14 protein-coding genes are annotated in these 21,718 nt (G+C 75.6%); 10 read left to right on the forward strand and 4 right to left on the reverse strand.

What is annotated here, in order from left to right; all coding sequences use genetic code 11:
• Nucleotides 1-32: 32 nt before the first annotated feature.
• Nucleotides 33-1,667, reverse strand: coding sequence for an amidase family protein (locus ACZ6X9_RS29945; protein WP_469781149.1), 1,635 nt, complete (start codon nucleotides 1,665-1,667; stop codon nucleotides 33-35).
• Between the two features lie 256 nt (nucleotides 1,668-1,923).
• Between ACZ6X9_RS29945 and ACZ6X9_RS29950 the strand changes: the two genes are divergently transcribed.
• Entirely contained in the window at nucleotides 1,924-3,960 is a 2,037-nt protein-coding gene (locus tag ACZ6X9_RS29950) for a CASTOR/POLLUX-related putative ion channel (protein WP_469781150.1), read from the forward strand.
• 126 nt (nucleotides 3,961-4,086) lie between these two features.
• Here the strand turns inward: ACZ6X9_RS29950 and ACZ6X9_RS29955 are convergent, their stop codons facing one another.
• Together ACZ6X9_RS29955 and ACZ6X9_RS29960 are read right to left on the reverse strand one after the other, a co-directional pair.
• On the reverse strand, nucleotides 4,087-5,250 hold the full coding sequence (locus ACZ6X9_RS29955; protein ID WP_469781151.1) for a PP2C family protein-serine/threonine phosphatase: 1,164 nt from the start codon (nucleotides 5,248-5,250) through the stop codon (nucleotides 4,087-4,089).
• 303 nt (nucleotides 5,251-5,553) lie between these two features.
• Nucleotides 5,554-5,844 carry a GlsB/YeaQ/YmgE family stress response membrane protein gene (locus ACZ6X9_RS29960; protein WP_469781152.1) on the reverse strand — a complete coding sequence of 97 codons (291 nt, stop codon included), beginning with the start codon at nucleotides 5,842-5,844 and terminating at the stop codon, nucleotides 5,554-5,556.
• A 342-nt stretch (nucleotides 5,845-6,186) separates the two neighbouring features.
• On the opposite strand from ACZ6X9_RS29960, the gene ACZ6X9_RS29965 reads away from it, so the two are divergent.
• The 9 genes from ACZ6X9_RS29965 (at nucleotide 6,187) to ACZ6X9_RS30005 (ending at nucleotide 21,127) form a co-directional block, all read left to right on the forward strand.
• A complete protein-coding gene (locus tag ACZ6X9_RS29965) occupies nucleotides 6,187-8,586 on the forward strand; it encodes a chitinase C-terminal domain-containing protein (protein ID WP_469781209.1) in 2,400 nt (799 codons plus the stop codon).
• A gap of 179 nt (nucleotides 8,587-8,765) precedes the next feature.
• On the forward strand, nucleotides 8,766-10,673 hold the full coding sequence (locus ACZ6X9_RS29970) for a hypothetical protein (protein WP_469781153.1): 1,908 nt from the start codon (nucleotides 8,766-8,768) through the stop codon (nucleotides 10,671-10,673).
• Nucleotides 10,674-10,929: 256 nt separating this feature from the next.
• Nucleotides 10,930-12,975, forward strand: a complete 2,046-nt coding sequence (locus ACZ6X9_RS29975) for a nitroreductase family protein (RefSeq protein WP_469781154.1) — start codon at nucleotides 10,930-10,932, stop codon at nucleotides 12,973-12,975.
• Between the two features lie 155 nt (nucleotides 12,976-13,130).
• Nucleotides 13,131-13,313, forward strand: a complete 183-nt coding sequence (locus ACZ6X9_RS29980; protein ID WP_004943468.1) for a hypothetical protein — start codon at nucleotides 13,131-13,133, stop codon at nucleotides 13,311-13,313.
• An 80-nt stretch (nucleotides 13,314-13,393) separates the two neighbouring features.
• Complete coding sequence (locus tag ACZ6X9_RS29985) at nucleotides 13,394-15,367, forward strand: TOMM precursor leader peptide-binding protein (RefSeq protein ID WP_469781155.1); 1,974 nt, start codon at nucleotides 13,394-13,396, stop codon at nucleotides 15,365-15,367.
• A gap of 15 nt (nucleotides 15,368-15,382) precedes the next feature.
• Entirely contained in the window at nucleotides 15,383-17,995 is a 2,613-nt protein-coding gene (locus ACZ6X9_RS29990) for a lantibiotic dehydratase (RefSeq protein WP_469781156.1), read from the forward strand.
• Complete coding sequence (locus ACZ6X9_RS29995; RefSeq protein WP_469781157.1) at nucleotides 17,982-19,001, forward strand: lantibiotic dehydratase C-terminal domain-containing protein; 1,020 nt, start codon at nucleotides 17,982-17,984, stop codon at nucleotides 18,999-19,001. The genes ACZ6X9_RS29990 and ACZ6X9_RS29995 overlap by 14 nt, the downstream gene beginning before the upstream one ends.
• Nucleotides 18,998-20,188 carry a thiopeptide maturation pyridine synthase gene (locus ACZ6X9_RS30000; protein ID WP_469781158.1) on the forward strand — a complete coding sequence of 397 codons (1,191 nt, stop codon included), beginning with the start codon at nucleotides 18,998-19,000 and terminating at the stop codon, nucleotides 20,186-20,188. Before ACZ6X9_RS29995 ends, ACZ6X9_RS30000 begins: the two co-directional genes overlap by 4 nt.
• Nucleotides 20,189-20,338: 150 nt before the next feature.
• Nucleotides 20,339-21,127, forward strand: a complete 789-nt coding sequence (locus ACZ6X9_RS30005) for a hypothetical protein (RefSeq protein WP_469781159.1) — start codon at nucleotides 20,339-20,341, stop codon at nucleotides 21,125-21,127.
• Nucleotides 21,128-21,147: 20 nt separating this feature from the next.
• On the opposite strand, the gene ACZ6X9_RS30010 is transcribed toward ACZ6X9_RS30005, so the two are convergent.
• Nucleotides 21,148-21,696, reverse strand: coding sequence for a hypothetical protein (locus ACZ6X9_RS30010; RefSeq protein WP_469781160.1), 549 nt, complete (start codon nucleotides 21,694-21,696; stop codon nucleotides 21,148-21,150).
• Nucleotides 21,697-21,718: the final 22 nt, after the last annotated feature.

A 21,718-nucleotide genomic window follows, 5' to 3' on the forward strand; every position in this document is an offset into this window, starting at 1 on the left:
GGCGGGCGGCCGGGGCCGGCGGGAACCCTCGCTCAGGGAGTGCCCGTCGTCGGGAGGTAGCGCGGCGCGCGCCGGGCTGGCAGCCGGTCCTCGACCGCGGCGCCCAGGGAGAGCAGCCGGGCGTCCTGGCGGTCGCCGGCCGTCAGCAGGAGGCCGACGGGAAGTTCGCCGACGAAACCGGCCGGCAGTGCCAGGGAGGGGTAGCCGGCCACGGCGGCGGGGGTGGAGGAGGGGATGACGTCGTTGTCGCCGCGGGCGCAGTCCGTCGTCCAGGCGGGCGGGTTGGCCGGGGCGGCGATGGCGTCCAGGCGGTGGGCGGCCACCGTCTCGTCGATGGAGCGCCGCGCGAGGTCCTTCAGTTCGGCGCGGGCGGCCCGGTGTTCCGGGCTGCCGGCGGCGGGGGCCGCGAGGGCGCGTTCGAAGAGCTCCAGACCGGAGAAGCAGGTCCGCTCGGCCGGGTGGGTCCGGGTGAACCGGGTCAGCTCGGCGAGGTCGCGGGGGCCGTCGCGGGTGGCGAGGTAGGCGTCGATGTCCCGGTGGAACTCGCTGAGCAGGGCGGGGAACTCGAGCTCGGCGAGCCGCCGCTGGTAGGGCGGTGTCACCTCGACGACCTCCGCGCCGGCGGCGCGCAGGGTCCGGGCCGTGCGGGTCATCACCGCGTCCACGCCGGAGCCGAGTTCGGGCAGACGCCACAGGCCGATGCGCTTGCCGCGCAGGGAGTCCGTGCGGCCGGTGGCCGCCTCGGGCGCCGGGGAACCGGTGAGGACGGAGAGGGTGAGGGCGGCGTCGGTGACGTTGCGCGCCAGGGGGCCCGCGGTGTCCTGCTCGGCGGAGATGGGGACGACACCGGCCTGGTCGACCAGCCCCAGGCTGGGCTTGTGGCCGACCACCCCGTTCATGCCGGCCGGGCACACGATGGAGCCGTCCGTCTCGGTGCCGATCGCCACCTGGGCCAGCGAGGCGGCGAGTGCCGCGGCCGAACCGGAGGACGAGCCGCACGGGTTGCGGTCCAGCACGTAGGGGTTGTGCGTCTGGCCGCCCACCGCCGACCAGCCCGACGTCGGTTTGGCGGCGCGGAAGTTGGCCCACTCGGACAGGTTGGTCTTGCCCAGGATCACCGCTCCGGCCGCCCGCAGCCGGGTCACCAGCGGGGCGTCGGCCCGGGGCGGCTTCCCGGCGAGGGCCGTCGATCCGGCCGTGGTCGGCAGATCCCGGGTGTCGATGTTGTCCTTGAGCAGCACGGGGATGCCGTCGAGGGGGCCGAGCGTGGTGCCGCTCCGGTGTCTGGCGTCGCTGGCCGCCGCCTGGCGCGGGGCGGTCGGGTCGGTGCGCAGCACCGCGTGGATCTTCGGGTCGACGGCGGCTATCCGGCGCAGGTAGGCGTGGGTCAGCGCGGACGAGGTCAGGGTGCCCGCCGCCATGCGGGCCTGGAGTTGGGGAATCGTGGCGGTGTCCAGGTCGGTGCCCGGCGGGTCCGGGAGGGGGGTCGGGTCGGCGCCACCGGCCGGCGATGCCGGCGGCTTGGGCGGGCTGAGGACGGGGGTGGCGGGGGTGGCGGGGGTGGCGGGGTGGGCGGCCCCCGCCGTCAGGGTGACCGCGGTCAGGACGGCGGCCAGGGCCGCGGCGGTGCGTGGCCTCGTTCGTCTCGTGCTCCACTCGCTTCTCATGCGAGGTAGCGCACTGCACGACCGCGGGCGAGCGCAAGGGTGCCGTGGCGCACGAGCGGCGGGCGGCGTTCCGCCGGACGGACAACGGCACGGGGTCACGCCCCCCGAAGGAGTGAAAAATCGTGCGGACCTCCGCCGCCATGGCCCGACCCTGTCACGCTGTAATCGCATGCTCGGGAGCCCGTCGGCCCGGGGCGGCGGTACGGGGGGCGAGCCGGGGCCGGGTGGGCGACGGCCGGGCGGCGAGGGGGCGGTCATGGTGCGGCGGCGTGTTCGATGGCGCAAGCGGGCGGGTTACTGGTTCGACAACACGTTGGCGCGCGGCGCCTCCGCCCTCATCGGCTGGCTCGCCCTGGCCTGCCTGGCCGTGGTCGTCCCGGTCAGCGCGCTGATGGTGTGGACGGCGCGGGACGCGCCCGCGTCGCTGCCGGGGAAGCTGGCCCAGGTCTGGCACCGGGCCGGGGACACCCTGCGGCTGGGCGGGCTGGTCGGGCCGCCGGCCCAGGTGCTGCTGTCCGTGATCCTCGCCCTGGTCGCCCTCCTCTACGTCTCCGCGCTGGTGAGCCTGATCACCGCCGGGGTCAACGAGCGCATGACCGCGCTGCGCAGGGGCCGTTCGACGGTGCTGGAGGACGGGCACGTGGTGGTCCTCGGCTGGTCGGAGCAGGTGTTCACGGTGGTGGCGGAGCTGGTCGAAGCCAACGCCAACCAGCGGCGCGCGGCCGTGGCCGTGCTGGCCGACCGGGACAAGACGGCCATGGAGGAAGCGCTGCACATCAAGGTCGGCCCCACCGGCGGCACCCGGGTCATCTGCCGCAGCGGTTCGACCACCGACCCGGCCGTCCTCCCGCGGGTGAGCCCGCTCACCGCCGGCTCGGTCCTCGTACTGCCGCGCGACGGCCCCGCGGGTGACGCCGAGGTGGTCAAGACGCTGTTGGCTCTGCGGGCGGCGGCCCGGGCCTCCGGTGGCCCGGACGGTGTCGCGGCCGGCGCGACCACCGGCGCCGAGGACGGCGGGAGCGGCGGGGACGGCGCGGGGAGCGGCACCGGGAGCGGGGCGGCCCCCTGGGTCGTGGCGGCCGTGCGCGACGCCCGTTACCGGCTCGCCGCGGCTCTGGCGGCCGGGGACGGCGGCGTCGTGCTGGAGACCGACGACATCACCGCCCGGCTCGTCGTCCAGTCCGCCCGCAGGCCGGGCCTGTCCCTCGTCTACCAGGAGCTGCTGGACTTCGCGGGCGACGAGTTCTACACCGTCCGCGAACCGGCCCTGGCGGGGCGGACGTTCGGGGAGGCGCTCCTCGCGTACCCCACGTCGTGCGCCGTGGGGCTCGTCCGCGCCGACGGCGTCCTGGCGCTCAACCCGCCGTCGGACACGCCGATCGGCGCGGAGGACCGGATCGTGGTCATCACCCGCGACGACGACACCGCCGTCGTCGCCGAACCGCCGCCGGCCGTCGACGCGTCGGTGATCGTCGCCGACGTCCCGCCGGAGCTGCGGCGGCCGGAACGGGTGCTCCTGCTGGGCTGGAACCGGCGGGCCCCGCTCATCGTGGGCCGGTTGCGGCGGTACACGGCGCCGGGTTCGGTCGTGGACGTCGTCGCCGACGCCTCGCCCGCGACCGTCTCCGCCGTACGCGCCGCCGACGGCGACGCCGGGGCCGCCCTGTCCGTGGTCCTGCGGCCCGGCGACCCCGCCAGCCAGGAGACGGTCGAGGCGGTGGACGTCGCGTCGTACGACAGCGTGATCGTCCTCGGGCCCGACCCCTCCCCCGGTCCGGGCGGCACCGGCCTCGGCACCACCGGTGAGGAGCCGGACGACCGCACCCTGGTGACGCTGTTGTTACTGCGGGCGCTCGAAGCGGCGTCGGGCCGGGAGCTGCCGGTGGTCACCGAGCTCACCGACGACCGCAACCGGGCGCTGGCCCCGGTCAGCCCGGGGGCCGACTTCATCGTCAGCGGCAAGCTCATCGGTCTGCTGATGGCCCAGGTCTCGCAGAACCGGCACCTGGCCGCCGTCTTCCGGGAGTTGTTCTCCGCCGGCGGCACCGAGATCCTGCTCCGTCCGGCGTCCCGCTACGTCCGGGCGGGCGCCACGGCCTCGTTCGCCACGGTGGTCGAGGCGGCCCGGCGGCACGGTGAATCCGCCATCGGCTACCGGGACCACGCGGGCGCCGCCCACGGTCCGCGCTACGGGGTGTGGATCAACCCCCACAAGGAGACGTCCCGGCGGTGGGCCGACCGGGACGAGGTCATCGTCGTCGCCACGGTCCGGCTGGGGCCGGAGGAACGGTGAGACGGGGCCGGTCGCGGGCGGGTGACCGGCCCGGTGCCGCCGTACCGGGGGAGGGACGAGCTCGTCGCCCGCCGAGCCCCCCCTCGTTTGCTCGGGCGCGTCGTCGTGGCCTCCGCACGGCGGCTCTCACGCCGCCGTCCCGCCTCCGCCGTCGTCCCCGCTTTCCCCTCCGCCCCCGCGTTCGTCTTCTCCCCCGTCCCGGGCGACGGCCAGGAGGGCCATGTCGTCGGTGATCCGTCCGCCGGTGTAGCGGGTCACTTCGTCGAGCAGCGCGTCCAGCAGCGCGTCGGGCCCCGGAAAGCGGCGGCCGGCCAGGGCGGCGACCGGGTCGTAGAAGACGCCGTCTCGGTCGCGGGCCTCGGTGAGGCCGTCGGTGTAGAGGAGGAGGGTGGCGCCCGGCGGGAAGGGGACGGTGTCGGTGCGGTCCGGGCCGGCGCCGAGGTCGCCCAGGGCCAGCGGGAGGGTCGGGTCGGAGGGTTCCAGGGTCCGTACCGTGCCGTCGGACAGCAGGAGCGGCGGGGGGTGGCCGCGGTTGACGAGGCGCAGTGTGGCGCCGCCGGGCGGGATTTCGGCGAGCACGCCGGTGACGAACCCTTCGAGCCGTTCCGGTCCGTCCCGGCCACGCGCCTCGCGCCGCAGGGCGCGTTCCAGGCGGGCCGCGACGCCGGGCAGCGCGGGCTCGTCCTCGGCCGCCTCCCGGAACGCGCCCAGCGCCACCTCCACGACCTTGACGGCGCCCAGCCCCTTGCCGCGCACATCGCCGATGACGCAGCGCACGCCGAACGGCGAGTCCTGCACGCCGTACAGGTCGCCGCCGATCTCCGCGCCCCCGACGGCCGCCCGGTAGCGCACCGCGACGCGCAGCCCGCCGACGGAGGGCGGCAGTTGCGGGAGCACCGCGCGCTGTACGGCGAGGGCGACGCGGCGCGCCGACGCGAGCCGCGCCTCGCTGAGGTGCATCAGTCGGTTCACGAGGACGGCGAGGGCGGAGACGGTGGCGACCGCCGCCAGCTCGCTGCTGCCGCCCGAGTCGCCGAGGAAGCCGAAGTGGTGCAGCAGGAGCGCGTCCACCAGGCAGGCGCCCAGTCCGGCGAGAACGGTCGCGCGGAGTGACAGCAGTGCGGCGGCCGTCATCGGTGCGGCCGTGTAGAGGGCCTCGGCGCTGAAGTGCGGGGAGGTGCCGTAGTCGAGCAGGCCCCCGGTGACGAGCAGCAGGACCGGCAACAGCGGCAGCGGGCCGGGGCGCCCGCGTCCGGCGGTCGTGCCGCGCCGCGCGTTCGGTGCCCTCACCCGCCTGCTCCCGGTCGTGCCTGCCCCGTCGCCTCGTCCCAGCATCCCCGCGCCGCCCGGGGGCCGCCAGTCGGGCGCCCGCCTCCGGGCGTACGACCGGGAGGCGCCCTGTCCGGCCGGCCGGAACGGCCGGTGGACAGGGCGCCTCCCTGGTCCGGTGGTCGGTGTTACGGGGCTGTCGGGGAGGCCGGGCCCGCCGCGGGCCGTGGGTCCGGTGCCGGACCTCCGGGCGTCACGCGCCCGGCCTCACCCGCTCCGGGCCGGCCGCCCGGGGCCGTGTGCCCGGGGCCGGTGGCCTCTGGGTCAGGCGTGCGAGTGACGGCCGTGACCGTGGTGGTTCCGGCCGGTGAACACTCGGTAGAGCGCCAGGATGATGACGGAACCGACGATCGCGGCGATCCACGTGGACAGGTGGAAGAAGCCGTTGATCGACTCCACGCCGAAGATCACCTTGCCGAGGAAGCCGCCCAGGAGCCCGCCGACCACACCGATCAGCATGGTCACCAGCACACCGCCGGGATCCTTGCCCGGCATCAGGGCCTTGGCGATCGCTCCGGCCAGCAGCCCGATGACGACCCACGCGAGAATTCCCATGATGTGTTCCTCCTTAATCGGTGCTGCAAGGCGCTTAACCTGCTGCTTCGTTCGCAAACACCGTTCGTCGGCCGAGTCGGCGGCCAGGCCGGTCCCGGCCCCTCGCGTACGGGTACCCACTCGGCGCCCGCCTGAGCACCGCACATCGCGCGTCAGCGGTTTCCGGCGCTCTGCCGGGACATTGGTCCGCACCTATTGACGCACTGGTCTAGTCCTCTTAGCCTCTGCCACACCTCCGAGGAGTACGGCCCGCCGGTGCGCGCACACCACGGGCCACGGCACGGCACCCCCCACCCGCTCCACGAACCCCCCACTGGAGGACCGATCGTGTTGTTCCGAGACCTGCTCTCCCCAGGGAGATCCTGTACCGGCGCCCGCGCGCGCCGCGGGGCCGCCGTGGCCGCCGCGGGCGCCGCCCTGGCCGGGCTGCTGGCCGCCACGGTGCAGACGGGTTCCTCCTCGGCCGCGGAGGACCACGCGGCCTGCCGGCCCGACGGCCTGTACGCGACCCCGGGCGTCGACGTCCCCTACTGCACCGTCTACGACACCGCCGGCCGCGAGAAGATGGGGGCGGACCACCAGCGCCGCGTCATCGGCTACTTCACCGGCTGGCGCACCGGCAAGGACGGCACCCCGGCGTACCTCGCCTCCGACATCCCCTGGGACAAGGTCACCCACCTCAACTACGCCTTCGCGCACATCGGTCCGGACGACCGGATATCCGTCGGGGCGGACGGCGCGGACAACGCCGCCACGGGAATGACCTGGCCGGGTGTCAAAGGCGCGGAGATGGACCCCGGCCTGCCGTACAAGGGCCACTTCAACCTGCTGAACAAGTTCAAGAAACAGCACCCGCAGGTGAAGACCCTGATATCCGTCGGCGGCTGGGCGGAGACCGGCGGCTACATCGACGAGAACGGCAAGCGCGTCGACTCGGGCGGCTTCTACAAGACGGCGACCAACGCCGACGGCTCGGTCAACCAGCAGGGCATCGACACCTTCGCGGACTCGGCGGTCGCCTTCGTCCGGAAGTACGGCTTCAACGGCGTCGACATCGACTACGAGTACCCGACGTCGATGAAGGACGCCGGCCACCCCAAGGACTGGCCCCTCGCCAACGCCCGGCGCGGCGGCCTCAACAAGGGTTACGCGGCGCTGATGAAGACCCTCCGCGAGCGGCTCGACCGGGCCGGGGCGGCCGACGGCCGGCACTACCTGCTGTCCGTCGCCGCGCCCTCCTCCGGCTACCTGCTGCGCGGCATGGAGACGTACCAGAGCACGAAGTACCTGGACTACGTCAACATCATGTCCTACGACCTGCACGGCGCCTGGAACGAGTTCGTCGGCCCCAACGCCGCGCTGTACGACGACGGCAGGGACGCCGAGCTCGCCAAGTGGGGCGTGTACACCACCCCGCAGTACGGCGGTATCGGCTATCTCAACGCCGACTGGGCGTACCACTACTTCCGCGGCGCGCTGCCGCCCGGCCGGATCAACCTCGGCCTGCCGTACTACACCCGCGGCTGGAAGAACGTCACGGGCGGCACCGACGGCCTGTGGGGCACGGCGAAGGCGACGACCTGTCCGGCCGGTTCGGGCCTCACCTCCTGTGGTGACGGCGCCGTCGGCATCGACAATCTGTGGCACGACAAGGACGACGACGGCAAGGAGTCGCCGGGCGGCTCGAACCCCATGTGGCACGCCAAGAACCTGGAGAAGGGCGTCGCCGGGGACTACCTGACGAAGTACGGCTTCCCGGCCGGCACCAAGCCCACCGGCGGTTACGCCCGCAAGTACGACGCGACGCTGACCGCGCCCTGGCTGTGGAACGCCGACAAGAAGGTGTTCCTCTCCACCGAGGACGAGCAGTCCGTGAAGGCCAAGGCCCAGTACGTGGTGGACAAGGGCCTCGGCGGCACCATGATCTGGGAGCTGGCGGGCGACTACGGGTGGAACGCCGCCAAGGGCCAGTACGAGCCGGGCGACACCCTGACGTCCGTCATGCACGACGCGTTCAAGGCCGCGCCCGGCTACGGCGCCCGCCGCGCGACGACCGACCTGCCCGACCAGGCCCTCGACATCGACGTCGCCTACACCGACTTCCCCCTCGGTGACAGCAACTACCCCATCAACCCCAAGGTCCGCATCACCAACCGGACGAAGACCACCCTGCCGGGCGGCACCGAGTTCCGGTTCGACTACGCCAACTCCGCGCCGGGGAACGCGCGGGACCAGTCCGGCTGGGGGCTGCAGGTCGTCCGCAGCGACCACACCGCCCCTGATAACGTCGGCGGTCTCAAGGGCGACTACAACCGGGCGTCCGTGAAGCTCCCGTCCTCGCAGCCGCTCGCCCCGGGCGCCGCCGCCACGCTCGACCTCGTCTACTACCTGCCGACGTCCACGCCCTCCAACTGGACCGTGAGCTTCGGCGGGAAGACCTGGGCCCTGGCCGGCGACCTGACGCGCGGCACGACCGTGACCGACCCGGGCGGCCCCTCCCCCACGCCGACGCCCACGCCCACGCCCACCGGCGGCCCGAACCCGACCGCGACCCCGACTCCCACCCCGACTCCGACGGGCGGCACCTGCACCGCGCCCACCTGGGACAAGGGAGCGGTCTACACCGGCGGCGCGACCGTCTCCTGGAAGGCGCACTCCTGGAAGGCCAAGTGGTGGACGCAGGGCGACGAGCCCGGCACCACCGGCGAGTGGGGGGTCTGGCAGGACCTCGGCGCCTGCTGACCCCGTTCCCGTCCCTCTGATCCCGTCCCCCGGCGCGTCGCCCCACCGCCGGGGGACGTCCGGCCGCGCCCGCAAGCCCCAGGCACCGGATCCTGTGGTCGATCCTGTGGTTCCGCCGTCGGGACGGCGGGCTCCCCCGGTTCCCATACTCGGGTGGATCACCGACGCGAGGGCTGGGGATGCTGCCGAAACTGAAGTCCGACGTACTGTACGTGCCCACTCCCGACGGAGCCCACGTCTTCGGCGCGGGCGCCGACGTCGCGCTGCGCGGTCCGGCCGCCTACCGGCTGCTGGACCGGCTCGCTCCGCACCTGGACGGCACGACCGAACTCGACGCGCTCGTCCGCGGGCTGCCGGACGGGACCCGTACCGCCGTGGAACGGCTGGTGCGCCGGCTGCACACGGCCGGCTGCCTCCTGGACGCCGCCGAGGACCTGCCGCACGACCTGACCGCCCGCGAAATCGACACGTACGCCGCCGAGATCGCCTTCGTCGAGTACCACGCCGGCTCGGCGGCACGGCGGTTCCAGACCTACCGGGACAGCGCGGTGACGGTGGTCGGCGCGGGGCCGGTGTTCACCGCGCTGGTCTGCTCGGCGCTCCGCTCCGGGGTACGGCGGCTGCGGGCCGTCCACGCCCCGGAGGGGGACGCGGACCCCGCCGCCGACGCGAGGCGGGTGGCCGAACCGGCCGCCGAGGCGGCGCTCCGCGACCCGGACCAGTCGCTGGAGCTCGTGCCGTTCTCCGACGAGGAGGAGGCCCGGCTGGCGACCGCCGACGCGGTGCTGCACGTGGCGGCCGGGCCCGCGGCCGACCGGGCGCTGCGGCTGGACCGGCTGTGCCGCGACTCCGGCACCCTCCTGGTGCAGGGCGTGGTCCTCGACGACGTGGCCTGGCTGGGGCCGCCCGGCCCGGACTGGGCGTCGGCCTGGGCGCGGCTGGGCGCCCGGCCCCCGTACCGGACGGGCACGTTCCTGACCGGTCCGGCTGCGGCGGTGGTCGCCGGACACCTGGGGCTGGCCGCCTTCCGCGCACTGGCCGGCATCGCGGAACCCGCCGCGCGGTCCACGGTGACCAGGATCGACCTGGAGACCCTGCGCACCTCGTCCCACGCTTTCCTGCCACACCCGGCCGCGCGGCCGGCCGGCCCGGAGTCCGCGGCGGAGTTCACCGCCCGGATCGGCCGCTTGCGCGCGGCGGCGCCCTTGGGCGAGGACGGGTTCTCCGGCGCGGCGGCGGCCTGCTTCGACCCGTACACCGGTGTCCTGCGGACGCTGGACGAGGGCGACTTCACGCAGGTTCCGCTGCATGTCACCGAGGCCGTCCCGCACCGCGCCGCCGATAGCCCCCGGGCCTTCGGCGCGGGGACGGACTTCGCCGAGGCCCGGCGGCGGGCGGCCCTGCGCGGGCTGGCCCGGTACGCGGCGACCTCGCCCGACCCGCGCCGGTTCGGGCCCGGCGGCACGGTGTGGGGCTGGGACCCCGCCGACGGGCGGGCGGTGTCCGTCGCGGCCGGCGCGGCGTTCTCGGCCGGAACGGGCCTGGCGGCGCGACTGTCGTGGGACGAGGCGGTGGACGACGGCCTCGGGCAGCACTGTGCCCGACTGGCGGCCGGGGACGCGGCGGCGGGCCGGGCGCGTCCGGTGCCGCTGGACCCCGCCGGACTGCCGGCCGACGGGCGGACCGGACGGTACGCGGGCCTGCTGCGGGCCGCCGGCGGCGGCGTGCGGGTCGCGGACATCGGGGGTGCGCTGGGTGTGCCGGTGCTGGCCTGGTGGCTGGAGGACCGCCCGGTCGCGGTGGTCTGCGGACCGGACGCGGCCGCGGAGGGGCTGGAACAGGTGCTGCTGGCCCGGCAGTCGGCGATGACCGGCGAGCCGGCGTACGCGCCGGAGCCGGTCGCCGGCCTCGGCGCACCGCCGGAAGCGGGTGCGCCCGCCGCGTGGCCGTCCCCGCCGGACCGTGCCGGCCTGGTGGCCGCCCTGCGCTCCCGCGGCCTGCGTCCCGTGGTGGTCCCCCTGGACCACGACCCGGCCGTCCACGACGTCCTTCCCACCACGCTCCGGGTCGTGACGGCCGATGCGTGACGATGTTCCCGGTACGCCGGGCACGCTACGACCCGGCAACTCGCGCGTAGCTGAAGCACCTTGGGGCACGGCGGGACCACCCGCCGCCGGCCCCTCGCCCGTCGAAGCGCCCGGCATCACGGAACCCGCCGGCCCGCGGTCCCGGACGCCCCACCGCCCGCGGTCGCGCTCGGACGTCCCCCCGACCCCGGCTGCGGCCCCCCGGCCGGAGCACTCGCCACCCACCCCACCGGAGGCCGGTGGGCTCGGGTCGCCGATGCCCGAGCCGAACGGCCGGGCGAACGCCCCGGCCCCCGGCGCCGACCACCCCGCCGATCCCCCGGTCCTCCGGCCCGACCGCCCGGCGCCCGGCCCGGACGCCGCACGCCGTCCTTCGGCGTCCGGCCGCACGAATCCGCGATCGGACGCCTCGTCCGCCCGCTCCGCGTATCCGGCCGACGGACGTCATGGGTCCGGTTCCGGGCGGGCGGGTGGTCCCGCCACCCCCGGGGGACCCCGGGGGCCGGCCGTCGAGGAACCGCCCGCCACCCTGGGCCTCCGCTTCTGGTGGCGCACCTTCGAGCGGGTGCGGGAGCTGTTCGCGGAGGGGCAGGGAGCGGAGGGCGGGGACGGGGATCCGCTGCCGGTGAAGACCTACCGCGGGCTGCCGCGGCACGTGCTGAGCCCGCCGGCGCGGCGGATCGGGGACGCGCGGTGGTCCTTCGCGGGGTTCCGCAGGGCCCACCCGGACGGTGTCCCGCGCCGGTCCGCGCTGGACGAGCCGACGGTGTCCGCCCTCACGCACCACACCTACGGGCTGGCCCGGATGGAGCTCGGACCGCACGCGGCGTGGCCGTACCACCGCGTCGTGCCGTCGGCCCGGTGCTTCCACCCCGTGGAGCTCTACCTCTGGCTCGCGGCGCCCGCCGGGGAACTGCCCGCCGGCTGCTACCACGTCGACCCGGCGCACCACGCCCTGACCCGGTTGCGCACGGGCGGCGTCCCGGCGGCGCTGCACGCCGCCGCCGGCACCGGGCGGGCCGGAGGCGGCACGCTGGCGCTGCTGGTGGCGGCCGTCGACTTCCGCAAGACGGCGTTCCGTTACCGCGACTACGCGTACCGGCTGTGCGCCCAGGAGGCGGGCATGACCGTGGGGAACGCGCTGCTGGTCGCGGCGGCGCTGGGGCTGGGGGGACGCGTCCACCACCGGTTCGGGGACGCCGTGGTCGAACGTGCGCTGGGCTTGGACGGGACGGAGGAGACGGCGTTCGCCGTGGTCGACCTGTACGCGGCGGCGGACGGGCCACCGCCGGGGGCCGGGGTGCCCGAGGCGGCCCTCGACGTCATCCGGCCGGAGACCGTCCGCACCTGCCGGGCCAACGCGTCGGCCTGGTCGGGGCTGACCGCGCTGGACCGCGCGGCCCGGCTGCCCGGTCCGGGTGCCCCGGTGGAGACGGCCGCGTTCCACGCGCCGGCGGACGGGCGGAGGGGCGTGGCGCTGTCCCTGGGGGACGTGGCTCCGGCGCCCGGCCGGCCGGAGCTGGCGGAGGCGCTGCGCGCCCGTGACGCGGGCGGCCGGATGTTCCTGCCGGCCGACGCCCCGCTGTCCGCCGACACTCTGGCGAATCTGCTGCGGCACGCGCTGGAGCCGGTGCCGTCGGACCACACGGGAGGGCCGTGCCGCCCGCTGGTGGACTGCCACGTCCTCGTCCGGAACGTGGCGGGGGTGCCCGCCGGGCTGTACGAGCTGGACCCCGGCCCCGAGTCGGCCCACCTCGGGCCGCGGCCGGTCCCGGAGCCGGTCCCGCAGCCGGCGCCGGGCCCGTCTCCGGACGCGCACCGCGAGCCGTCCCCGGGGCCGGCCGCGGAGCCCGAACCGGCCCGGCCGGAAGCGCGTCCGGCGCCGGGCGTCCCGTCCGAGCCGCTCCCGCCACCGTGTCCGGCGCCGGCTCCCGCCCCGGCACTCGTCCCCCTCCCCGGCCGTGACGGCTCCGCCGTCGTCGCCATGGTGTGCGACCGCACGCCGTCGGTGAACTCGGCCAAGGCCAACGCCCTGGTCTTCCTGACGGTGGACCGGGAAGCGGGCGACCGGCTGTTCGGCCCGCGCGGGTACCGGATCCTGCACCAGGAGGCGGGTGTGGTGGCGCAGCGGATCAGTGTGCTGGCCGCGGCGGAGGGGGTGTCCGCGCGGGTGACCAACGGTTACCACGACGGCATGGTGCGCGAGCTGACCGGCGCCGGTCCTGAGCGGGTGCCCGTGTTCGTCCTCGTCCTCGGCCGCCGGCGGCCCACGGCGCAGTACGAGCCGCCGCTGACCTGGTAGGACGCGGCACCCCAGGGTGGGGTCCGGCAGGAACCTACGGGCCGTCCTGCGGTCCGCCCGTAGAGCCCGCGGCCGGGCCCGGGGCGCAGGATCGGTAGCGGTTCCGGTTCCCGCCGGAGCCGTCCGTCGCACAGCACCATCGAGAGGAGGACCCCATGGAAGCGAAGCTCGAGCTGGACCTCGGCGACCTGAGCGTCGAGGAGCTCGACGTGCTGCCGACGTCTCCGGGCGCCGGCCTGGAGTCGATCAATGTCGGCCACGCCATGGTCGAGATCGGCGCGTCCAACTGCACCTCGCGCGGCACGCCCGCGAGCTGCTGCTCCTGTTGCTGCTGCTGAAGCGGCCGCATCCGCCGGGTCCGGCGGGCTTCCCGCCCGCCGGACCCGGCGCCACCCGACCACCAGCGAGGAACGAGACTTTGACCGACGCCGCTCCGGACGCGCCCCGCACGACGGATGTCGCCGTGCTGGGCAAGGGCCTGCTCGCCACCGCCGTCCGCGCCTCCCTCGGCCGGGCCGGCCTGCTGTGGCCCCCGGACTCGGCCCCCGGGCCGGACACCGGCTGCTCCGCGGTGGTCACCGTGGACGACGGCTGGAACCCGGCGACCGAGCCGGAGGTTCCGGGCGTCCCGTGGCTGCCCGTCCGGGTCGAGCTCGGGACCGTGGTGATCGGTCCGTACGTCGTGCCCGGCCGTCCCGGTTGCGCCCACTGCGCCCGGACCCGGCGGACCCGTGCTCTCGGGCCGGACAGTCCCCGGGCCGAGCTGGTGCGCCGCCACGGGGACCGGCTGGTCGACCGGGCCGTGCCGTTGCTGCCCGCGTGGTCCCGGGACACGGTGGCCGCCCTGGTCTCCCATGAACTCTCCGCATCGGAGCGCCGGTTGACGGACCGGGCCGTCCTGATGCTGGCCCTGCCGGACCTGACGGCCGGTGTCCACCCCTTCCTGCCGGTGCCCGACTGCCCGCGGTGCGGCGGGCTGCCTCCGGACCGGCCGCCGGTCCTCATGGACGTGCCGCGCCCCAAGCCGGCCCCGGACGTCCACCGGACCCGCGACCTCGCGGCAAGCTGGGACGCGCTCCGGGAGGCGTACGTGGACGGCCGCACGGGCGTGGTGCGCCAGCTCGACGTGCGGACCGACTACCCGTATCCGATGGTGTCGGCCCCCCTCCACCTGCCGGGCGGCGAGCAGGAGGCCGGTTTCGGCCGGGACCTGGACTACGCGTCCTGTGCGCGCACCGCCCTGGCCGAGGCCCTGGAACGGCTCGGCGGGGCCCGCCCCGGCGGCCGGCGGCCGACCGTACGGGCCCCCTACCGCGAGGTGGCCGGGCAGGCCCTGCACCCGCCGGACCTCGGTCTGTACCCGCCGGAGCGGTACGCGGAACCGGGCTTCCCCTACCCGCCGTTCGACCCCGGCCTCGAACTGTCCTGGGTGTGGGGCCACTCCTTCGCCCGCGACGCGCCCGTCCTCGTCCCGGAGGACTACGCCTACTACCGCACCCGGCACGACGGCCCGCGCGCCCGGCCGCTGGCCTACGAGGTGTCCAACGGCTGCGCGCTGGGCGGCTGCCTGGAGGAGGCGGCGCTGCACGGGCTGGTGGAGCTGGCGGAACGGGACGCGTTCCTGCTCACCTGGTACGCGCGGCTGCCCGTCCCCCGGATCGACCTGGACTCGGTGTCCGACCCCCGGATCCCGGTGCTGGCCGAGCGCATCCGCCAGGACGGCGGCCACCGGGTCGTGGCCTTCGCCACCACGCCGGAGCACGGCATTCCGTCGGTCTGGGTGATGGCCGTGCACCCCGACGCGGACCATCCCCGGCCCGGCCGCGAACCGGCGGCGGTGTGCGCGGCCGGCGCCCACTTCGACCCCGAACGGGCGCTGCTGAACGGCCTGCTGGAACTCACCGCGAACCTCGGCTGGAACCGGGTGGCCTGGCGTGAGGAGACGGCCCGGATCACCGCGATGACCGAGGACCCGGAGCTGGTGCGGGAGATGCGCGACCACGCGCTGCTCTACTGCCATCCCGCCGCCTTCGACCGCTTCGGTTTCCTCTTCGGCGACGCGCCCGCGCTCCCGGTGCGGGAAGCGTTCGCGCGCGCCGACTGCCGGCCGCGCGGGGCGGACCTCCGCGAGGACCTGGCCGGGACGGTGGGCCGGTTCACCGGTGCGGGCCTCGACGTCGTCGTGGTGGACCAGACGACGGACGAGCACCGGGCGGGCGGCTTCGCCTGCGCCAAGGTGATCGTTCCCGGGCTGCTGCCGATGACCTTCGGGCATCGCATGCGGCGCACCCACGGCCTGCCGCGCCTCCGCGACCTGCCGGCCCGGCTCGGCCACCGCACCGGACCGCTCGCCCCGGACGACGTCAACCCGCACCCCCATCCCTTCCCCTGACACCCGGAGGTGACCATGGCCCAGGACTTCTCGACCCCGGACACCTTCGGCGTGCGCGTCGGCGGTCTGCCGGTGGCGGCACTGGACGCGATGCGCTCGCCCGCGCTGTGGCAGCGGGTCGGGGCGGTGCTCGACGGCGACGAACGGCTGACCGCGCGGACGGCGGAGCTGTCGGACGCGCTCTTCGAGGTGATCGGGCGGACGACGGAGGGCCGGCCGGCGCTGGTGGCCCTGCGCCGCGCCCTCCACAACCGCAAACCGCTTTCCGACCGGTGCTGGAACGACTCCGTCCGCGCCCTGCTGCCCGCCGCCGTCACCGAGGGCGTCCACGGCTGGCTGCGCCTCCGCGAGGAGCACGGACGGGACCGAGCGCGCCTCGCCGAGCAGGTGGAGCACCACGCCCGCACCCGCCACATCCCGCTCCGGAAGGCCGTGTGCGACCCGGCGTTCCGGCACGGGCTGGTGCTGAGCAGCCCGGACCTGTACGAGGACCTGCGCCGGTGGCTGGCCCGGCCGGAGGAGACGGCCCCGGACCGCCGGCTGGCCCTGCGGCTGACCAAGTACCTGTCCCGCATCGCCCTCAAGACCACCCCGTTCAGCACCTTCACCGTCAGCGGCCTGGGGACCTGGCGGGACGGACCGGCCCCGGCCCCCGCCCTGCCGGTGGTGCGGACCGTCGCGGAGGTCAACATCTGGGTGGTGCAGCAGTTCGTGCGGGAGCTCTCCCGGCACCCCGCCCTGGCGCCGGGGATCCGCCTGCGGCTCAGCCCGGCCGCGCAGCGCACCGGCGACCGGTGGGAGTTCCTGGGCCCCGGGCCCGACGAACCGCTGCGTGGCCTGGCCGCCTCCCCGCCGGTCCAGGCGTGTGTGGACGCCGTGGCCGGCGGCCGGACGCGCGCTGAGGCGGCCCGCCGGGTCGCGCGGCTCACCGGCGGCACTCCCGAGGCCGCCACCGCCTACCTGGACAAGCTGGTCGAGCTGGGTCTGCTGGAGGCCGAACGGCCCTTCCCCGACCAGGACCCGGATCCGCTGGGGGCGCTCCGGGCGTGGGTGGCCGGCGCCGGCCTCGCCGACCTGGACGCCGAACTCGCTTCCCTGTCCGACCGGTTGGACGGGTATCCGGAGCTCACCGACCCGGAGGACCGGCTCGCGCGCGTCCGGGACGTCGAGGCCGCGCTGCGCCGCGTGGCCGGCCTCGTCGGCGCCGAGGGAGTGGCGCTGCCGAGCAAGAACAGCGTCGTCGAGAACGCCCTGCTGATCTCCGCACCCACCGACACCACCGGCCCCACCGGTCTCGACCGGCGGGCGTGGGCGCCGGTGCTCCGGGACCTGGACGCCGTACGCCGGCTGCACGGCGTGCTCGACCCCGCGCAGCCGGGCCGGATCGCCCTGGCCGACCTCGTCGCCGAGCGCTTCGGGCCCGGCACCGCGATGCCGTTCCTCGCCTTCCACCGGACGGTGCAGGGCTGGGTGCGCGAGGACCCGGGCCTGCTGGACGTCCTGTCCGTCACCACGCACGGCTACCGGGCCCTGGCCGGTCACCATCTGCCACGGCTCAGAGAACTCGTCGCGCTGCGCGCCGCGTTGTGCGCGGAGGTGCTGGACGGGCGGCCGGACGCGGACGGTGTGCTGCGCCTCGACCCCGCCCGGCTCGTCGCCCACGCCGGCCGCTGGCCCCACTGGCTGCGCCCGCCGGACTCCGTGACGTACTACGGCCAGCCGCTCGGCGGCCCGGGGGACCCCGGCTTCGTGGTCAACGCCGTCAACTCCGGCCATGGACGCGGGCGAGACCGGATCCGCCGCCTGCTCGCCCAGGCCGGGACCGCCGCCGGCGCGGACACCGCGCCGCCGCCCGACGGCGTCCTCGTCGCGGACACCTGCCGGCACTACGGCAGCAACGTGGGCTTGCGCTGCTCGGCGGTGGCCGACGAGATCGACGTCCCCGGCGGCTGGAGCCGCCGCCCGGCGCAGCACCGGATCCCGCTGAGCGACCTGGAGGTGCGGCACGACCCGGCGGCGGGCCTGCTCGTCCTCCGCTCCCGCACCCGCGGCGCCGAGGTGCGGCCCGTCCACCCCAACCTCATCGCGGAGATGTGGCTGCCGCCCGCCGTCCGGCTGCTGATGCAGGTGTTCGGCGCGACGTCCAACCTGCTGATCCCCGGCCGGCGGATGTTCGGCGACACCTCGCCGTCCCTGGTCCGGGAGCTGCGGACCGAGCCACGGGTGGTGGTCGGACGGACGGTGGTGAGCCGCCGCCAGTGGGTGTTCCCCGCCGGCGCCGCACCGGTACGGCGGCCCGGCGAGGGCGACGCCGCCCACCTGACGCGCCTCGCCGGCTGGCTGCGCGCGCACGGCATGCCGCGCCGCTGCTTCGTGCGCGCCCTGGACCCGGGCGCGGTGGCCGACGGCAGCGTGTGGCGGGTCAAGGACCGCAAACCGCTGGCCGTGGACTTCGCCAACCTCCTGCTGGTCGGCTTGTTCGAGCGGATGCTCGCCGAGCCGGACCATGTGCTGTTCCTCCAGGAGGCGCTGCCCGACGCGTCCGACGTGCCGGACCACGGCGACGGCGCGCCCCGGGTGACCGAATACCTCATCGAGATCAATGGAGACCGGGATGCCGACCGCTGACGGACCGCTGTCGCCCGAGCAGGCGGAAGGCGCTGACTGGGTGGCCGCGCACGTCTTCTACGACACCGACCAGGACGGGCTGATCACCGGCTGCGTCCGGCCGCTGGCCGAGGAACTGACCCGCGCCGGGCTCGTCCGGCGATCGTTCTTCCTGCGCTACTGGGAGGGCGGGCCGCACGTACGGCTGCGCCTGCTGCCCGCCCGCCGGGCGGACCGGGCCGAGGCCGAACGGCTGGCGGGGGAACGGATCCGGGCCCACCTGGAGCGCTTCCCGGCCCCGGACGTGGTGGACCGCTCCCGCTTCGGCCGGGTGGCTTCCGAACTGGCGGGCCTGGAGGGCCGTCCGGGCCACGACACGGCGGTGCGGCCCAACAACACGGTGGAGTTCCTGCCGTACGAGCGGGAGCACGAGGACTACGGGCACGGACCCGCGATCGCCACCGTGGAGCGGCACTTCGCCGAGTCCAGCGAGCTCGCCTTCTCGGTGGTGGCGGCCGGCACGACCGTCGAGCAGCGGGCCCTGCTGGCGTTCGACCTGGTCGTCGGGGTGTTCGCGCTGTGCGACGAGATCCGCGGCCGGTGGGCGCGGGCCGGCGGCCCGCCGCTGCCCTTCGGCAGCGGGCCCGAGGCCGAGGACCTCGAACCCCGCTACCGGGCCCGGCGGGAGGCACTGCGCGAGCGCGCCCTGCGCACCTGGCGGGTCGCCGAGGAGGGTGCCTCCCGGCCGGACCAGCGGACGTACTGGCTGGACTCGGTGCGCCGGCTGCGCGACACCCTGCACGAGCTGGAGGACGCGGGCGGCTTCACGACGGACTGGGCGGGTTCGCCCCTGGCCGTCCCCCTCGACCTGGCCGCCACCCCGCACCCGTCCACCAGCCTGGTGCTGCTGCGCTGCGCCCACCTGGTCAACAACCGGCTGGGGCTCACCCTGTGGCAGGAGAACCAGGTGCGGTTCCTGGTGGGACGGGTGCTCGCCGAGCTCCCCGAAGCGTCGGCCGCCCCGTGAGCCGCCCGGCGCCCCGGTGGCACAGCCTCCACGTCCACCACCACGACGCGGACGCCGAGCCCGCGCTCGTCCTGGACGCCGTCCGTCCCGCGTTCGAGGCCGTGCGGGCGTGCACGCGGGGCGCCTGGTTCGGCCGGCACTGGCTGCGCGGGCCGCACCTGCGCCTCAACTTCCGCGCTCCCGGTCCGGTGTGGGAGGCGGAGGTCCGGCCCGTGGTGACGGAGACGGTCGAGGCGTACCTGCGCGCCCGGCCGTCCACCGTGCGACTGGACGAGGCGGCGCTGGCCCCCGTCCACGCACGCCTGGCCGAGCTGGAGATGGAGGCCGGGGCCCGGCACCCCTGGGTCCCGGACAACACCGTGCTGGAACGCCCGTACGACCACCGGCTGCCGGTGCTGGGGTCGGCGCGGGCGAGCGAGTTGCTGGCCGGTTTCCTCTCCGACACGGACGACCTGGCGTTCCGGATGTACGAGCACCGCGCGGCGGGCGGGTCGACGGCCGCCCTGGCCCTGGACCTGATGTGGACCACCGCGTCGGTGGCGGCCGTGCCGTTCGAGGCGGGCGCCCCGCCGATCGTGCGCGGTTTCCTGTCGCTGCGCTCGCACGCCGACGCGTTCCTCTCCCGCACCCGCGATCCGGCCGCCCACCGGGCCGCGTTCGACGCCCGGTACCACCGGCAGGCCGACGCGCTGGGGGCGCGGCTGCGCGCGGTGACGGACGCCGTGGACGGACGGCGGCACGACGTGCCGTTCGTCGCCGAGTGGGCCGCCGCCGTCCGCCGCCGGCAGCGGATCGCCCATCCCCTGCTGGCCTCCGGCGCGGTCTCGATGCGCGGCGCCGGCCTGGCCCCGCGGCCGCCGGCCCGGCAGGTGAGCGGGTTCCACCGGCTGCTCCGGTCGGGCCACGGCCAGGAGGACTTCCTCTGGACCGACCCGTGGTTCGCCTCCTTCCGCCTGATGGTCAACTACCTCTACGTCCACCTCAACCGCCTCGGTCTGGGTCCCGCCGACCGCGCCCTCCTGTGCCATCTGGCGGCCTCCACCGTCGAGACGGTCCACGGCGTCACCGCCACCGAGGTCTTCCGCCGCCACGTCCTGCCGGCGTCGCCAGGCCACACCCCGGAGTGGCGCCGCCTGGCCGCCGAGTGGGGCCGGGCGGGCGACACGGCGGCCGAGCGGCGGGGGTGACGGCAGCTCCGGCGTGCGGCGCCCTGCCGTCTTCCGGCAAGCGCACCGGCCCGTGTGCGGAATTTCCCGGCGGGCCCGGCGCGGAGGGAAGTAACGTGCCCGTGACGGCTTCGAACCGGGCCGGGGTGACGGACGCGGGAGGTGCGGACCATGGCTCGACGTTCACGGCTGAGGCCGGTCGGTGAGGTGACGGCGGCGGACTGGCTCGTCGCGAGGATCGGACCGTTCGGGTCCGGCGTGGGTGCTCTCGTGCCGCACGGCTTCGAGGCGTACGCGCGGATTCTGCACCCCGCGTCGGCGTCCGACGACACTCCGGTGAGCTGGGCGGAGGTGGCCGCCTGGTCGGGCAGGGTGGTGCATCCCCGGGTACAGTTCCAGGCGCTCGCCACTCCCGCGTCGGACGTACGGGCGGCGAAGCCCTGGGAGGAGGAGCCCGAACCGGGCACCCTGTCCCCCGCCGTGCTGGCGGCGCTGTGTGACGTCCTGGGCCGGCACACCACGTCGGGCGACCGCTGCCGGTTCTGCGTCTGGGACGGGTACGGGTTCATGCCTGGCGGCCGTACGGCGGTTTCCTTCACGCCGGACGCCCCACCGGAGGAGGGGGACGGGCGGCCGGACCCCGGCCTGCTTCCGCCGGAGTTCCCGGCGAGCGTCGCCGACGGCCCCCGAGTGGAGTTGCCGAACCGCAGCTACGTCCTGCTCGAGGGCCCGCTCGACGCCGCCGGCGAACTGGCGGTGGCACTCTTCCCGCAGTCGCCCAACCTGTTCTGGCCCGACGACCGGGCCTGGTGTGTCGCGACGGACACCGACCTCGACTCCACCTACCTCGGCGGCTCGGCGGCGCTCATCGCCGACGTACTGGCCGATGAGCGCCTGGAGGCCGTCCGGGTCGAGGTGACCGACCCCGTGTGGGTGGACAGCGACGAGGTCAATCGCTGACACCCGGCGTCAGCCCTCGGTCAACTGCACTTCGTCAGGTGCACCTTGGCGGTCTTGGCCGCCATGTTCGCGGTGGGCGGGGTGTAGCCGACCGGCGCGACGATCTTGGCGGCCGACTCGCCCTGGTAGTAGCCGGACCGGCAGACGAGCGCCGCGTTGCCCTTGGCCGCGGCCCGGCCGGTGCTGCCGTATTCATTGATCTTCGACCCGTGGTTGCTGAAGAGGCCGATCTTTCCCTTGATCAGCCGCACCGGCTGGGTGCAGGTCACGCGGACCCGGACGTTGACCGTGCCCGGCACGTGGCCGGAGTGGTGCGGCGCGCCGTGGTTGGCTCCGACGAACACCATCTCGCAGCGGATGACCCGCCGCGAGGCGGCGACGGACTTGTCCTGGCCCGTCGGGTGGAAGGTGTACTCCGTCTTGGCGAGGACCCGCTCCGAGCCCGGGCCGGGAGTCGCCGCTCCCGCCGTCGACACGCCGCCGACGGCGGCGATGACCGCCGCCGCCCCGACGGCTCCCGCACGCTGGGCGAGGCGCGACACGGCACCCCGTCGATTCCGCTGCTGCATACCTTCGTCTCCTTCCACTGAT

The organism is Streptomyces sp. NPDC052910 (assembly GCF_055585605.1).